The organism is Sphingomonas sp. Ant H11 (assembly GCF_000797515.1).
In the GTDB taxonomy this organism is placed as follows: domain Bacteria; phylum Pseudomonadota; class Alphaproteobacteria; order Sphingomonadales; family Sphingomonadaceae; genus Sphingomonas.
The window spans coordinates 1-13114 of the sequence record NZ_JSBN01000060.1 but is presented as its reverse complement, the minus strand read 5'-3'; the positions used below and the strand labels follow the sequence as shown (position 1 = coordinate 13114).

The following is a 13114-nucleotide window of genomic DNA, read 5'->3' as shown; positions in this document are numbered from 1 at the left end:
GTCATCAGCACGCGCACCGCCGCTTCGACCGCGTCGAGCGCTGCACCGCCATCCGCGAGGATCGCCGCCCCGGCATTGAGCGCGCGGCCGAGACCCGCGCGCGCGCCCTCGGCTTGCGCAGGGGTGATCGTGTCGCGCGTCATTTGCCCCGCGCCGCCGTGCAGCACCAACGTCCAGCTCATCGCATCCCTTCCTTACGAGCGCGCGGTCGCAGGCCGATCAGCGGCCGCAACCAGCCGATTTCGCGCCCCACCGCATAAAAGATCCAGCAGCCGCCGAGCGTCGCCACCAGCAGGATAGCGAATTCCGCAGCGCGCGGCAGGCCGAAGTGGAGCAGCCAGCCCTCGACCCCGACGATGATCGTCTGGTGGATCAGGTAGAAGGGAAACACCGCTTCGGTCAGCACGCGTCGCCACGGGTGATCGCGATTGAGATAGGAATCGGCGAGGCCGATCAGTGCGACGATCATGCTCCAGCCCTGTAGCGCGCGGGCGCTGGCGAACAGGAGGCCCCACGGCCAGGCCGGGCTGGCGCTGTTCGGCCAGCGCAGCTCGATTGCCGCGACCAGCGCGTAGCAAACCAATGCGGTGACGAGCGCCCACGGCCACCACCGCCGCATCGCTGCAAGCCCGCTCGCGGAGCCAGCAAGCGCGAAGCCGAACAAGAAGCCTGGCAGATATTGCGCGTGCGACACCAGATCGCCGACCAGATCGTTGGTCGGCGCGACGCCGGGGAACAGCCACGCGCTGACCACCACCAGCCACACCGCCGGGATCAACCACACCAGCACGCCGCCAAACATGCGGTCGAACACAGGCTGGAGGCTCCGTTGCCCGACCAATGCGACCGCCAGCGCCAGCAGCATCGTATAGATCCACAGATAGCCGACGAACCACAGATGCTGCCAAGTCGGCAGCGCGATGCCGCTGATGGTGACAAAGCGGAAATAATCATGCCCGAGGAAATAGGGAAAGCCATGCGGATAGCCGTGCTGGGTGACCAGTTCGACCCACGGCTGCACCGGCACGATCACCACCACCCCGAACAGCAAGGGCAGGATCAGCCGCAGCGTACGGTTGGCGACGAAATCCTTGGTGCCATCCCCGCGCACCAGCAACGCGCGGCTGGCATAGCCCGACACCACGAACAGCAGCAGCAGGCGCCAGCTGTTGATCGCCAGCATCGGCACCACCACCCATGGCAGCGGCTGCGCGGTCTTGGCATGGAAGCCCCAGGGGACGAAGACCATGCCGATATGATAGAGGATGAGCAGGCCGAATGCGCCGATGCGCAACCAGTCCAGTCCGTAATGCCGTTCCATCCGGGGGCCTTAGGGTGTTGTCTTTGCGGGCGCAAACTCTAGCGGTTTCGGTTGGCGCAGGACGGCGCTATAGGGGCACCGCAACCCAGAGGAATTTCTCCATGTCCGTTCGCCCGTGGCGCGACATTACCCGCCGCAAGAGCCGCCAGATCATGGTCGGCAACGTCCCCGTCGGCGGCGACGCGCCGGTCACCGTCCAGACGATGACCAACACCCCGACCAGCGATGCCAAGGCGACGATCGACCAGATCCGCCGCTGCGAAGATGCCGGCGTCGACATCATCCGCGTGTCGTGCCCCGATGTGGAGAGCACCGCCGCGCTGAAGCAGATCGTCCGCGCGAGTCGCGTGCCGATCGTCGCCGATATCCATTTCCACTATAAGCGCGCGCTCGAAGCCGCCGATGCGGGCGCTGCGTGCCTGCGCATCAACCCCGGCAACATCGGCTCGGCCGAGCGCGTCAACGAAGTCGTCAACGCTGCCAAGGCCAATGGCTGTGCGATTCGCATCGGCGTGAATGCTGGCAGCCTCGAAAAAAGACTTGCTCGAAAAGTACGGCGAGCCGTGCCCCGAGGCGCTGGTCGAATCCGCGCTCGACCATATCAAGCTGCTGCAGGACCGCGACTTTCACGAATTCAAGGTGGCGGTGAAGGCGTCCGACCTGTTCCTGGCGGTGGCGGCGTACCAGCAACTGGCCGAGACGGTCGATTGCCCGCTGCATCTGGGCATTACCGAGGCCGGCGGCTTCGTCGGCGGCACGGTGAAGTCGGCGATCGGGATCGGCTCGCTTTTGTGGTATGGCATTGGCGACACGTTGCGCGTCTCGCTTTCGGCCGAGCCCGAGGAGGAAGTGCGCGTCGGCTTCGAGATCCTGAAGGCGCTCGGCATCCGCAATCGCGGCGTGCGCGTGGTGTCGTGCCCAAGCTGCGCGCGGCAGGGCTTTGACGTGATCCGCACGGTGCAGGCGCTGGAGGAACGGCTCCAGCACATCCGCACCCCGATGTCGCTGAGCGTGCTCGGCTGCGTCGTCAACGGCCCCGGCGAAGCGCGCGAGACCGATATCGGCCTCACTGGCGGCGGCAATGGCAAGCACATGGTGTATCTGTCAGGCGTGACCGACCACACCGTGAACAGCGAGGACATGCTGGAGCATATCGTCAAGCTGGTCGAGGAAAAGGCCGCGGCGATCGAGGCGCATGAGGCGGCAGTCGCGGTGGCGGCGGAATAGGAACGCGCGCCGGGCCTTGCGCGCCCGGGATTCTGGGTATGGGGCAAGCCCCCGTTCCGCCCGCGTTGACGGCTCCTTAGGCACAAGGCTTAGCCCGACCCTAAGGAGCCACGCGCTATCAAGCCGTCATGAAAATCGCGCTTGGCCTTGTCGTTCTTGCAGGCATTGGCATTGGCCTTGCGCTTCCTGCTGCGCGACCTGCCCCGATCGCTGTCGTGGCAGCGACGCCCCCCGCCGAGATGCCCGTCGCGACCCGGATCGCACGCAGTCCCAGCGGGCACTTCCTCGCCGTCGCCAATGTCAATGACGAGCCGGTTCGCTTCCTCGTCGATACCGGTGCCGATACCGTCGCGCTGACGCTGGACGATGCACGACGCGCGCATGTCGCGTTCGATCCCGCCCAATTCACCGTGATCGGGAAAGGCGCTGCGGGCGATGTTCGCGGGCAGGAAGTGCGAATCGCCTCCATCGTGCTGGACGGCAAGCGCGCGAGTGACGTGCGCGCGGTCGTGCTTCAGGACAGCGAGATGTCGCTGCTCGGCCAGAATTACCTGCGGCACATTGGCTCGGTGAAAATAGCCGACGACACCATGACGCTGGAATGAGCGAGCCGGCGCAAGGGTGACGCTGAGGGTGCAGGCCGCTATGCCCAGCGCCATGAAGCCCGTTTCCGCCACGCTCGCCTTTACCGTCGCCGCGATCGGCATCGCCACCTATTCGACGATGGACGTGCTGATGAAGGGGCTGTCGATCGCCAGCGGGGCCTATTCGGCGGTGTTGTGGCGATCGGTGGTGGGTGTGGCGCTGCTCGGCACGGTATTCGTCGTGCGACGGCGGCCGTGGCCGGGGCGGGCGGCGTTGCGGCTGCATGTGCTGCGCGGCGCGACCGCGGGGGTATCGGTGCTGCTGTTCTTCTGGGGCCTCGCGCGGGTGCCGATGGCGCAGGGTGTGGCGCTGACCTTTCTTGCGCCGCTGATCGCCTTGTATTTCGCGGCCGCGCTGCTGGGGGAGACGATCCGGCGCGGGGCGATCCTTGGCTCGGTGGTGGCGAGCGCTGGGGTGCTGGTGATCGCTGCGGGCGAGGTGCAGGCACATGCATCGACCGCACATGTGCTGGGGTCGATCGCCATTTTCGCCGCCTCGATCTTCTATGCTTATAGCCTGATCCTGCTGCGGCAGCAGGCGCAGGTCGCCGATCCGCTGGAGGTCGCCTTGTTCACCAGCATCGTGCTGGGCGCGTTGCTGCTGATCGGCGCACCGTGGTTTTCGGGGCTGCCGACGGTGGCGCAATGGCCGCAGATCGGCGCGGCGGCGGTGCTGGGCTCGGTCTCTGCAATGGCGCTCGCCTGGGCTTACGGTCGGGCCGAGGCGCAGGTGCTGGCACCAGTGGAATATACCGCCTTTCTGTGGTCGGCTTTGCTCGGTTGGTGGGTGTTCGGCGAGACGGTGTCGCTCTACACGACCCTCGGGGCGGCGCTGATCATCGCGGGGTGCGTCGCTGCGGTGCGCGGCCATGCCGCCGCCGCCCCGCAAACCGAGGCTGCCGCATGACCCATATCCGCCCTGCCACCCCTGCCGATGTGCCGCTGATCCTGCATCTGGTGCGCGAACTCGCCGAATTTGAGCGCGAGCCCGACAAGGTGGTGGCGACCGAGCCGTTATTGCAGGACGCGCTGTTCGGGCCGCACCCCGCAGCCGAGGCGGTGATCGCCGAACTCGACGGCAAGCCCGTCGGCATGGCGTTGTTCTTCCACAATTTCTCGACCTGGACTGGCTGGCGTGGGCTGTATCTGGAGGATCTGTATGTCACGCCCGAGGCGCGCGGGGCGGGCGTGGGCAAGGCGTTGCTGAAGCATCTGGCCGCGCTGGCGGTGGCGCGGGGCTGCACGCGCTTCGAATGGTCGGTGCTCGACTGGAACGAGAAGGCGATCGACTTTTATCGCTCGATGGGGGCAGCGCCGATGGAGGAATGGACGGTGTACCGCGTCACCGGCGATGCGCTGGCGACGCTGGCACAACCGGCGTGACGGCGACGCGGGTCCACGGACCCGCGCCGATCGCGCTCAAGCGGTGATCTGAACGATCGCGTCGACTTCCACCGCCGCCCCAAGCGGGAGCGCGGCGACGCCGACGGCGCTGCGGGCGTGTTTGCCGGCTTCGCCGAACAACGCGACCATCAGGTCCGACGCGCCATTGGCGACCTTGGGCTGATCAGTGAAATCGGCGGTCGAATTGACGAACACGCCGAGCTTCACGATCCGTTCGACCCGGTGCAGCCCGCCAAGCGCTGCCTTGATCTGCGCGACAAGCATCAGCGCGCACGCTTGTGCAGCGGCAGCACCGGCTTCGAGATCGACCGAATCGCCCAGCCGCCCGGTGATGACCGCGCCATCCTTGAACGGCAATTGGCCCGAAATGTGGAGCAGCCCGTGCGCATCGACGGTCGGCACATAAGAGGCGACGGGTGCGGCGGCGGCGGGCAAAGCGAGGCCGAGTTCGGAAAGCTTGCGGTCGATACGGTCGGTCATGCGGAGGTCCTTTCGGGGGATGAGGCGGCGGGCAGCCCAGCTGCGAAACGGTCGGCGATCCACGCTTGCGCCGCCTGCCAATCATCGATGCGGACATGCGCGTCGGGCGCGGGCGGGACGTTGGGTGCGAGCGAGGGCTCGGAAATCATGTGCAGGCGGTAAACCTGCGGCGCGTGCTTGGCGACCGAGGCGTGGTGCACCGCGAGATCGTCGACGAACACCGTGACCGGGTTGCCATGTTCGGCGACCAGCCGCGCGACCGGATCGCCCTTGCCGCCCTGGTTGGTCTCGACGCGGTACGCCATGTCATGACCAAGCAATTGCGCGATGCGCGGTTCGCGATTGTGGTCGGCGAGGTTGGTCAGGATGACGACATCGGCGACTTGCGACAGCGCGGCGAGCGCTTCGCGGGCGTGGGGGACGAGCGTCTGGCGGCTCATCTCGGCGGGAAAGAAGCCCTCGAGCAGGCCCCACATCTCCTCGCGCGTCGGCACCGGGCCGCCCGAGATGCGCGTCATGCTGGTGGCGAAATCGCCGCCATTGGCGGTAAAATCGATGTCATGATGTTCGCGCAGCCACACGCCGAAATGCCGCACCATGTGCAGCAGCACTTCGTCGCAATCGCAGATCAGCAGGCCCTTCATGCGGCATTCTCCAGCGCAGCGCGGGCTGCCACAATCGCTTCGGGGCGCTCGCCAATCCCGTCGGCGCAGGCGATCAGATCGGGTTCATACGATTCCAGAAAGCCAAGCACTGCCGACAGCACCGCGGGTTCGCCCGCGCGCGTGCGCAAATCGGCGGGGGTCATGCCCGTCACATCGAGCAGGCGCAGCGCCCGGTCCGGCTCGCCCAGCGTCCACACCAGCGCGCGTAGCGCCAGTTCGGCCGGTTCGGGGTTTGTTTCTCGGGCGCGCATTGCTTAGGGAAATTCCATGGACCAGGACGATTTGGGCGTGGCAAAAAGGGTGCTCGTTGTCGAGGACAACGAACTCAACTTGAAACTTTTCTGCGATCTGCTGCGCGCGCACGAATATGTGACCGAGGGCGTGCGCGACGGGCGCGAAGCCGTGGCGCGCGCGCGCGCGTTCGCGCCCAACCTGATCGTGACCGACATCCAGCTGCCGCATCTGAGCGGCTATGATCTGATTCTGCAGTTCAAGGCCGATGAAGCCCTGCGCGATATCCCGATTATGGCAGTGACGGCCTATGCCGGGCGCGAAGATGAGGAGCGGATCCGCGCAGCGGGTGCCGATGCCTATGTGTCAAAGCCGATTTCGCTGATGCGCTTCGTGGATGCGGTGGCGGCGTTGGTCTAAGTCGTTCCAAACTCCGGGGAGATGAGCATTGACCGATTCGGATATCGCAGCGCCGGCGTATCGCAGAATCGGTGTTCCGTTGATGCTGGGCCTGATCCTGCTACCGATCGTGTTTTACTGGTTCCTATGGCGGCAGGGCTATTCGACGGCGGCCCGTATCGGGGCGGGGGTGTATCTGGTTCTTGGCTTGGCGTTATGGCTGGTGCGCATCATCCAACCGTAATCGATCGACGGTGCACAGCGCAGAAAAGCCGCAAGGTTGCCCTTGCGGCTCAAGCTCGCGACCTCCGCGCAGTGCGGCGCGGGTGTGAAAGACGGGCGGGCTATGCCGCCCGCGCGATCACTTGATCTTGGCTTCCTTGAACTCGACATGCTTGCGCACGACGGGATCATATTTGCTGAAGCTCAGCTTCTCGGTCTTGGTGCGCGGGTTCTTCTTGGTGGTGTAGAAGAAACCAGTGTCCGCCGTGCTGACGAGCTTGATCTTGACCGTGGTCGGCTTTGCCATGACCTGAATTCCTGTGATCTGAAAATGCAAAAGCGGCGAACCGGTCGCCGCTCTTAAGCGTCGCCCGATGAAGGAAGCAGCGCGTGATGTCAAGCACGACGGGACGATTCGGCAGGGCTTAAGCGCGTGTTTACCACCGCGCGCGCAAGATGCACGTCAGAGGGGACGAAATATGGCGGCACCTGACAGCGCAATCGCAATAGCCCAGGCCGAACTCGCCGCGCGAGTCGCGATGGTCGGGATGCGCGCGAGCGCCGCCTCAACCGCCGCGCTGGCGGCGGAGGTCGATTCGATTCGCGCGGCAGCGCAGGCCTATGGCCTGTATCCTGCGGTCGCAGTGACCCATGCCATCGATGCAGCGCTGGCGCGGGGCGAGCGCGGCGCGCTAGTGCTCGGCTGGATCGCGATCCTGCGCGACGCGGTATCGTCCGATCGCCACGATTCCCACGCTTGCGAAACCTTTGCTGCGGCCTGCTCGGTTCGCCTGGCCGGTTGAAGCGGAAGCAATGGACGTTCTGATGGCCGCCATCGTCGCGGCGCTGTTGGCGCAAGTAAGCGATCGCACGCCGTGGGCTGTTGCGGCGCTGGGCGACCGGTATGACGAAAAGGGCGCGGTGATCGCGGGCGTTGCGCTGGCGCTGGCGTTCGGCAATGCGGTGGGGGTCGTGGGCGGGATCCTGGTGGCACCGATGCTGTCGCCCAATGCGCAGGGGCTGTTGCTGGCACTGGCCTTGCTGTCGGGCGGCGTCGCCGGCTTCTGGCCTAGCAAGCCCGCTAAAGCACGCCGCTGGCGGCTGGGGCCGTTTGGGTCGAGCCTTGTGGCTGTGGGCGTGCTCGGCTTTGGCGATCGCACACAGTTCATCACGGCCGCTTTTGCGACGCAGGCCACCACTCCGGCCTTCGCCGGGATCGGCGCGACGATCGGCAGCCTGGCGGTGACTGTGCCCGCGACACTGCTGGGCGAACGGGGCCTGCGCAAACTGCCGACCACTGCGCTGCGCCTGGGCGCGGCGACGGTGTTGACGCTGGCGGGGGCGGTGCAGGCGTTGTCGGCGCTACGGCTCATCTAGCGATCCGATCGCTGAGATCGTAATTTTATCCAAGCCGACCGGGAGCCAATCGGCTATCGCTTCGTTGCAGCACCGAACCAAATATTCTGCCTGCGAATGGAGTAGATCATGGCCGCCGACGCACTCAAGACCCCCACCGATTTGAAGACCAATGCCGTCAAGACGGTGTCGCAGGCGCTTAACGGCATTCTCGCGGATTCGTTCGCGCTCTACCTCAAGACCAAGAATTTTCACTGGCACGTGTCGGGTCCGCATTTTCGCGACTATCACCTGATGCTGGACGAACAGGCCACCCAGATTTTTGCCGCGACCGACGATATTGCCGAGCGCGTACGCAAGATCGGCCAGACCACGCTACGCTCGATCGGCGACATTGCGCGCCACCAGACGATCAAGGACAATGACGCCGATTTCGTCGCGCCCGAAGCGATGCTGAGCGAATTGCGCGACGACAATCTCAAGCTGGTCGAAGCGCTGCGCGAAGCCAAGGACCTGGCCGATGCGGCCAAGGACAATGCGACCAGCGCCGTCATCGACGACTGGACCGATCAGGCCGAGCGCCGCGCCTGGTTCCTGTTCGAGGCTAGCCGCAAGGGCTAACGCCTTAACGCTTCGCCGGACCGACGGTGACGAGCCACAGGTCCGGCGGCGCGTGGACACGTAGCGGCGCGTTGCTGGTGCCGAGGCCACCCGACACCACCACCGTCCGGTTGCCGTCGTGGACGACGCCGCACAGATAGCGCCGCCGCGCCACCGGCACGCTGACGGGGCCAAGCAGCGGGAGTACAATCTGTCCGCAGTGCAGATGCCCCGCGAGTAGCAGCCGGAACGTCCCGGGAAACGGAGTTGGGGCGTCTGGGCTGTGGGTCAACACGACATGTGCTCCGTGCAGTTTCGCCATCGCTGCGATCGTTGTCGGAACGTTCGCATGATCGGTATCAAAATCCCCGAGCCCGCCGATCACGATCGGTCCGCGCTGAGTCGCGGTATTTTGCAAAACGGGAATGCCGATCCGTGCCAGTGCGTTGGTGACGGCTTGCGGATCTGTGTTGTAATCGTGATTGCCAAGCACCGCTACCGTGCCGAGCGGTGCCTTTAACCGCACAAGCGATTCGGCGATGAGCGAGATCGCACCTTTGCCTGCGGCTTGTCATAGTCCGCGAGAAAGTCGCCGCCGATCAGAACCAGATCGGGCTTCAGCGCGTTGACCTGATCGACGATGCGATCGAGCCGCGCGCGGTCCATGCTGGCATTGCCGAGATGGATGTCGGTCAACAGCGCCAGCGTGATCGGCGGCGCACCCTTTGGCCAATCCGGCAACGTGACGGTTGTGCGGCGGACGATCGGATCGGCGCGGGAGGCGACATAGGCACCAAGCAGCAGAGCGAGCCCGATCAGGACCAGGCCCGCGACGAATCGAAGGATACGCGACATGGCGGGACTGCTAGCCGGACAGGGCGCGATGCGCCATGGTGCTGCGACGATGCGTGCTTTTGCCGATCTCCTGGACGGGCTGATCTACACCCGCTCGCGCAATGCGAAGCTGAAGCTGATCGTCGATTATCTGCGCGCGGTGCCCGATCCCGATCGCGGCTGGGCGATGGCGGCGCTGACCGGGGAACTCGACCTTCCCGGTGTGAAACCGGCGGTGATTCGGGCATTGATCGAGGAACGCGTGGATCCCGTGCTGTTCCGGATGAGCCGCGACTATGTCGGCGATACCGCCGAAACCGTCGCCTTGTTGTGGCCCAAGCCGCTGGTGGTGCCGGATGCGGAGCTACTCGGCATCGCGCAGGCAGTCGATCGGCTGGCGGCATTGTCGCGATCGGATACCCCCGCCGTGCTGGCCGCGATGCTCGACCGGCTCGACGCCGATGAACGCTTTGCCCTGCTCAAGATGGCAACGGGGGCGTTGCGGATCGGGGTTTCCGCGCGGCTCGCCAAAACGGCGCTGGCGCAGGCGTTCGCGCTCGATGTCGAGGCGGTGGAGGAAGTGTGGCACGGGATCGCGCCGCCTTATACCGCGCTGTTCGACTGGGCGGAGGGGCGCGGCGACCAGCCGACCAGCGCCGACGTGCCGGTGTTCCGCCCGTTCATGCTGGCGCATCCGCTGGAGGATTTGCGCGTCGATCTCGCCGATTATGCCGCCGAATGGAAATGGGACGGGATCCGCGTACAATTGGTGCATGTCGCCGGGCAAACGCGGCTGTACAGCCGGACCGGCGACGACATCACCGCCAGCTTCCCCGAAGTGGCGCGCGATTTCGCGACGCCGGGCGTGCTCGACGGCGAATTGATGGTGAAGGGCGACGCCCAAGGGGCGGCAACCGAAGAAGGGGGGGCCGCGAGCTTCAACGCCTTGCAGCAGCGTTTGGGGCGCAAGGTGGTTTCGGCGAAGATGCTGGCCGAAGCCCCGGCGTTCGTGCGGCTCTACGACATTCTTTACGATGGCGAGGAGGATCTGCGGGGCCTTCCGTGGAGCGAGCGCCGCAGGCGACTGGAGGCGTTCGTCCCGCAGCTCGATGCTGGACGGTTCGATCTCAGCACCGTCATTGCCGCTGAACATTTTTCCGCGCTCGAAGGCATACGCGCGGGCGCGCGCGATGCCGCGATCGAGGGGGTGATGCTCAAGCGGCGCGATTCGCCTTATGTCGGCGGGCGCAAGACCGGGCTGTGGTACAAATGGAAGCGCGACCCGCTGACCGCCGATTGCGTGATGCTCTATGCCCAGCGCGGGAGCGGGCGGCGATCGTCTTTCTACAGCGACTACACTTTTGGCTGCTGGACCGAACAGGGCGAGCTGCTGCCGGTGGGAAAGGCCTATTCGGGCATCACCGACGACGAATTGAAGATGCTCGATCAGTTCGTGCGCAACCATACCACGGCGCGCTTCGGCCCGGTGCGCGAGGTGGAAAAGACGCTGGTTCTCGAAATCGCCTTCGATTCGATCCACGCCTCCAAACGCCACAAATCGGGCGTAGCGATGCGCTTCCCTCGTATCGCACGCATCCGCACCGACAAGCCCGCCGCCGAGGCTGATACCGTGGCGGCGCTCAAGCGGATGATCACCTGAGGCGGCGTGACACGGCCGGGGTGCGGCCTTATCATTCCCGCGATGACCGACTTGCGCACTTTATACCCCCGAGCTCGAACCCTATGCGACCGGCATGCTCGACGTCGGCGATGGGCATAGCGTCTATTACGAACGCTGCGGCACGCCGGGGGCGACGCCGGCAGTGTTCCTGCATGGCGGGCCGGGTGGCGGCATTTCGCCGAGCCATCGTCGCCTGTTCGATCCGGCGCGCTATGACGTGCTGTTGTTCGACCAGCGCGGGTGTGGGAAATCGACGCCGCATGCCTGTCTAGACGCCAACACGACCTGGCATCTGGTCGCCGATATCGAGCGGTTGCGTGCGTTGGTCGGGGTCGAGCAGTGGGTGGTGTTCGGCGGGTCGTGGGGATCGACGCTGGGGCTGGCTTATGCCGAAACGCATCCCGAACGGGTGCGTGCGCTGATCCTGCGCGGCATTTACACCGTCACCCGCGCCGAGCGGGACTGGTATTATCAGTTCGGCGTGTCCGAGATGTTCCCGGACAAATGGGCGGGCTTCCTCGCGCCGATCCCCGAAGATCAGCGCGGCGACATGGTGCAGGCCTATCGCCGCATCCTGACTGGCGATGATGCGCAAGCGCGGCTCGAAGCGGCCAAGGCATGGACGATCTGGGAAGGCGAGACGATTACTTTGCTACCCGACCCCGCGTTGAGCGAGGCGTTTCAGGACGGGCATTTCGCACTGGCCTTCGCGCGGATCGAAAATCACTTCTTCGCGCATGATGCCTGGCTGAAAGAGGGCCAGCTGCTGCGCAATGCCGGGCGGCTGGCGGGCATTCCGGGCACGATCGTGCACGGTCGCTACGACATGCCGTGCCCGGCGCGGTACGCCTTCGCGTTGCACCAGGCCTGGCCCGAAGCCGAGTTCCATCTGATCGAGGGTGCGGGGCATGCCTATAACGAGCCCGGCATCCTCGACCAGTTGATCCGCGCGACCGATCGCTTCGCGGAGGGCTGAGACTGATGCGCTCGGTTTACAGTTCGTCCGCGACCGCACCGATCCAAATTCGTCACCCCGGGCTTGTCCCGGGGTCCACCGTGCCGGGATATCTGCACCGTGGCACTGTGCATCCCAGTGGACCCCGGCACAGGGCCGGGGTGACGGGCGCAGTGGTCTAACGCACCCAGCTTGCCAGCCAGTCGGCAAGGGCTTGCGGGCTGAGGCTGCGGGCATCGGCGAGGGCGGCGGTACGGCCCACATTCTTGAGCGAATCGGTTTTGGGGTCGACGATCAGTACGCTCGGCACGCCGCCACCGAAGTGACCGTTCAGGCCATATTTCGCAGCAATGTCGAGATTCTTGTCGAAGCGGCCGACATCGACGGTGACGATTTCATAGTGTTTGGCCAGGAAGCCGCGCAGCTCAGGCAATTCCATCGTGCCCGCGAGGAGACGGCAATCGAGGCACCAATTGCCGCCAAGGTCGATCAGCAGCAATTTGTGCTGCGCCTTGGCGCGTGCGCGGGCGGCGGCGACCTGGGCCTTTGCGTCGGCGGTTTCGTCATAGGGAAGCGGGAGCGGGGTCTTGAGCTGCGTGAAGCTGGTCGCGGCGACCTTTGGGGCAGGGGCGGCGAGGGCCGGGGCAGCAAGAGTCAGGGCGATCGCGGCGAGAACGAGGCGCATAGAGGGTCCTTCTACAGTCCTTCCGGCCAGTGCCGGGGTCGCCCGACTCGTAGGGTGGGGCGTTGAAATCGCACACAAAGAAAAACCCGGCAGGCCTAAAGGCCCACCGGGTTCAATCTTTTCGCCAGTGGCGCGAACGCTTACGCGATCGAGGTCAAATTGACCGCTGCCATCTTGCCGCGACGATCGACTTCGAGTTCGAACTCGAGCCGGTCGCCTTCGTTGAGCGAGGTCATACCACCACGCTCGACCGCCGAGATGTGCACGAACGCGTCGGGCTGCCCGTCGTCGCGCTGAATGAAGCCGAAGCCCTTCATCGCGTTGAAGAACTTGACCGTACCGGTCGCCTTCTCGCCGGTCAGCTGACGCTGCTGCGCACCGCCGGGGGCGGCACCGCGCGGTGCGCCGGC

Annotated in this window: 19 protein-coding genes and 2 pseudogenes; 11 read left to right on the top strand and 10 right to left on the bottom strand. The window is 65.5% G+C overall.

The features are described from left to right. Window positions 1–182, bottom strand: a 182-nt coding sequence (locus tag NW75_RS12075; RefSeq protein ID WP_033965476.1) for an isoaspartyl peptidase/L-asparaginase, incomplete at its 3' end; no start/stop codon positions are given. Continuing rightward, window positions 179–1321, bottom strand: a complete 1143-nt coding sequence (locus NW75_RS12070; protein ID WP_033965475.1) for an acyltransferase family protein — start codon at window positions 1319–1321, stop codon at window positions 179–181. The genes NW75_RS12070 and NW75_RS12075, both read right to left, overlap by 4 nt. Before the next feature lie 101 nt (window positions 1322–1422). Here NW75_RS12070 and ispG point away from each other — a divergent pair. The 4 genes and pseudogenes from ispG (at window position 1423) to NW75_RS12050 (ending at window position 4575) form a co-directional block, all read left to right on the top strand. Continuing rightward, window positions 1423–2548, top strand: a pseudogene (ispG, locus tag NW75_RS12065) (flavodoxin-dependent (E)-4-hydroxy-3-methylbut-2-enyl-diphosphate synthase). Between the two features lie 128 nt (window positions 2549–2676). Then, entirely contained in the window at window positions 2677–3153 is a 477-nt protein-coding gene (locus NW75_RS12060) for a retropepsin-like aspartic protease family protein (RefSeq protein WP_033965473.1), read from the top strand. Between the two features lie 40 nt (window positions 3154–3193). Next, the gene (locus tag NW75_RS12055) at window positions 3194–4099 is read left to right on the top strand and encodes a DMT family transporter (RefSeq protein ID WP_033965471.1); all 906 of its coding nucleotides are present in this window, start codon (window positions 3194–3196) and stop codon (window positions 4097–4099) included. Then, entirely contained in the window at window positions 4096–4575 is a 480-nt protein-coding gene (locus NW75_RS12050) for a GNAT family N-acetyltransferase (RefSeq protein ID WP_033965470.1), read from the top strand. Before NW75_RS12055 ends, NW75_RS12050 begins: the two co-directional genes overlap by 4 nt. A 36-nt stretch (window positions 4576–4611) precedes the next feature. On the opposite strand, the gene NW75_RS12045 is transcribed toward NW75_RS12050, so the two are convergent. From NW75_RS12045 to NW75_RS12035, 3 genes are read right to left on the bottom strand one after another with little or no spacing between them, the layout of a single operon-like run. Beyond that, entirely contained in the window at window positions 4612–5076 is a 465-nt protein-coding gene (locus NW75_RS12045; RefSeq protein ID WP_033965469.1) for a RidA family protein, read from the bottom strand. Continuing rightward, window positions 5073–5720 (bottom strand): hypothetical protein, encoded by a 648-nt coding sequence (locus NW75_RS12040; RefSeq protein WP_033965468.1) that lies wholly within the window; start codon window positions 5718–5720, stop codon window positions 5073–5075. The genes NW75_RS12045 and NW75_RS12040 overlap by 4 nt, the downstream gene beginning before the upstream one ends. Next, window positions 5717–5992, bottom strand: a complete 276-nt coding sequence (locus NW75_RS12035) for a DUF3572 domain-containing protein (RefSeq protein WP_033965466.1) — start codon at window positions 5990–5992, stop codon at window positions 5717–5719. Before NW75_RS12035 ends, NW75_RS12040 begins: the two co-directional genes overlap by 4 nt. A 37-nt stretch (window positions 5993–6029) precedes the next feature. On the opposite strand from NW75_RS12035, the gene NW75_RS12030 reads away from it, so the two are divergent. Next, entirely contained in the window at window positions 6030–6392 is a 363-nt protein-coding gene (locus tag NW75_RS12030; protein ID WP_010405037.1) for a response regulator, read from the top strand. 28 nt (window positions 6393–6420) lie between these two features. Further along, a complete protein-coding gene (locus tag NW75_RS12025) occupies window positions 6421–6615 on the top strand; it encodes a hypothetical protein (RefSeq protein WP_033965464.1) in 195 nt (64 codons plus the stop codon). Window positions 6616–6732: 117 nt separating this feature from the next. Here the strand turns inward: NW75_RS12025 and rpmG are convergent, their stop codons facing one another. Continuing rightward, window positions 6733–6900 (bottom strand): 50S ribosomal protein L33, encoded by a 168-nt coding sequence (rpmG, locus tag NW75_RS12020; RefSeq protein ID WP_010162189.1) that lies wholly within the window; start codon window positions 6898–6900, stop codon window positions 6733–6735. A 172-nt stretch (window positions 6901–7072) separates the two neighbouring features. On the opposite strand from rpmG, the gene NW75_RS12015 reads away from it, so the two are divergent. The 3 genes from NW75_RS12015 to NW75_RS12005 all read left to right on the top strand — a co-directional run bounded on the left by NW75_RS12015 (window position 7073) and on the right by NW75_RS12005 (window position 8570). Beyond that, window positions 7073–7396 (top strand): hypothetical protein, encoded by a 324-nt coding sequence (locus tag NW75_RS12015; protein ID WP_033965462.1) that lies wholly within the window; start codon window positions 7073–7075, stop codon window positions 7394–7396. A gap of 22 nt (window positions 7397–7418) precedes the next feature. After that, window positions 7419–7970, top strand: coding sequence for a TMEM165/GDT1 family protein (locus NW75_RS12010; protein WP_231565166.1), 552 nt, complete (start codon window positions 7419–7421; stop codon window positions 7968–7970). Between the two features lie 108 nt (window positions 7971–8078). Beyond that, window positions 8079–8570 (top strand): Dps family protein, encoded by a 492-nt coding sequence (locus tag NW75_RS12005; protein ID WP_033965460.1) that lies wholly within the window; start codon window positions 8079–8081, stop codon window positions 8568–8570. A 4-nt stretch (window positions 8571–8574) separates the two neighbouring features. Here NW75_RS12005 and NW75_RS24480 read toward each other — a convergent pair whose 3' ends face one another. After that, window positions 8575–9075 carry a metallophosphoesterase gene (locus NW75_RS24480; protein ID WP_156143028.1) on the bottom strand — a complete coding sequence of 167 codons (501 nt, stop codon included), beginning with the start codon at window positions 9073–9075 and terminating at the stop codon, window positions 8575–8577. Then, window positions 9066–9404 carry a hypothetical protein gene (locus NW75_RS24475; RefSeq protein WP_156143027.1) on the bottom strand — a complete coding sequence of 113 codons (339 nt, stop codon included), beginning with the start codon at window positions 9402–9404 and terminating at the stop codon, window positions 9066–9068. Before NW75_RS24475 ends, NW75_RS24480 begins: the two co-directional genes overlap by 10 nt. Before the next feature lie 49 nt (window positions 9405–9453). Here NW75_RS24475 and NW75_RS11995 point away from each other — a divergent pair, with 49 nt between their 5' ends. Both NW75_RS11995 and pip read left to right on the top strand, forming a co-directional pair. Next, a complete protein-coding gene (locus tag NW75_RS11995) occupies window positions 9454–11043 on the top strand; it encodes a cisplatin damage response ATP-dependent DNA ligase (RefSeq protein ID WP_033965477.1) in 1590 nt (529 codons plus the stop codon). Window positions 11044–11085: 42 nt separating this feature from the next. Further along, window positions 11086–12040: pseudogene (gene pip, locus NW75_RS11990) on the top strand (prolyl aminopeptidase). Between the two features lie 157 nt (window positions 12041–12197). On the opposite strand, the gene NW75_RS11985 reads toward pip, so the two are convergent. Then, window positions 12198–12704 carry a thioredoxin family protein gene (locus NW75_RS11985; protein ID WP_033965459.1) on the bottom strand — a complete coding sequence of 169 codons (507 nt, stop codon included), beginning with the start codon at window positions 12702–12704 and terminating at the stop codon, window positions 12198–12200. 140 nt (window positions 12705–12844) lie between these two features. After that, on the bottom strand, window positions 12845–13114 hold a 270-nt coding region (locus tag NW75_RS11980; RefSeq protein ID WP_033965457.1), incomplete at its 5' end, for a cold-shock protein.

Excerpts from the sequence above, each read along its gene's own strand:
- NW75_RS11995 (WP_033965477.1), top strand. The coding sequence starts at position 9,454 with ATGCGTGCTTTTGCCGATCTCCTGGACGGGCTGATCTACACCCGCTCG.
- NW75_RS12045 (WP_033965469.1), bottom strand. The coding sequence starts at position 5,076 with ATGACCGACCGTATCGACCGCAAGCTTTCCGAACTCGGCCTCGCTTTG.
- NW75_RS12040 (WP_033965468.1), bottom strand. The coding sequence starts at position 5,720 with ATGAAGGGCCTGCTGATCTGCGATTGCGACGAAGTGCTGCTGCACATG.
- NW75_RS12050 (WP_033965470.1), top strand. The coding sequence starts at position 4,096 with ATGACCCATATCCGCCCTGCCACCCCTGCCGATGTGCCGCTGATCCTG.
- NW75_RS12015 (WP_033965462.1), top strand. The coding sequence starts at position 7,073 with ATGGCGGCACCTGACAGCGCAATCGCAATAGCCCAGGCCGAACTCGCC.
- NW75_RS12010 (WP_231565166.1), top strand. The coding sequence starts at position 7,419 with ATGGCCGCCATCGTCGCGGCGCTGTTGGCGCAAGTAAGCGATCGCACG.
- NW75_RS24475 (WP_156143027.1), bottom strand. The coding sequence starts at position 9,404 with ATGTCGCGTATCCTTCGATTCGTCGCGGGCCTGGTCCTGATCGGGCTC.
- NW75_RS12035 (WP_033965466.1), bottom strand. The coding sequence starts at position 5,992 with ATGCGCGCCCGAGAAACAAACCCCGAACCGGCCGAACTGGCGCTACGC.
- NW75_RS12070 (WP_033965475.1), bottom strand. The coding sequence starts at position 1,321 with ATGGAACGGCATTACGGACTGGACTGGTTGCGCATCGGCGCATTCGGC.
- NW75_RS12060 (WP_033965473.1), top strand. The coding sequence starts at position 2,677 with ATGAAAATCGCGCTTGGCCTTGTCGTTCTTGCAGGCATTGGCATTGGC.
- NW75_RS11985 (WP_033965459.1), bottom strand. The coding sequence starts at position 12,704 with ATGCGCCTCGTTCTCGCCGCGATCGCCCTGACTCTTGCTGCCCCGGCC.
- NW75_RS12005 (WP_033965460.1), top strand. The coding sequence starts at position 8,079 with ATGGCCGCCGACGCACTCAAGACCCCCACCGATTTGAAGACCAATGCC.
- NW75_RS12055 (WP_033965471.1), top strand. The coding sequence starts at position 3,194 with ATGCCCAGCGCCATGAAGCCCGTTTCCGCCACGCTCGCCTTTACCGTC.
- rpmG (WP_010162189.1), bottom strand. The coding sequence starts at position 6,900 with ATGGCAAAGCCGACCACGGTCAAGATCAAGCTCGTCAGCACGGCGGAC.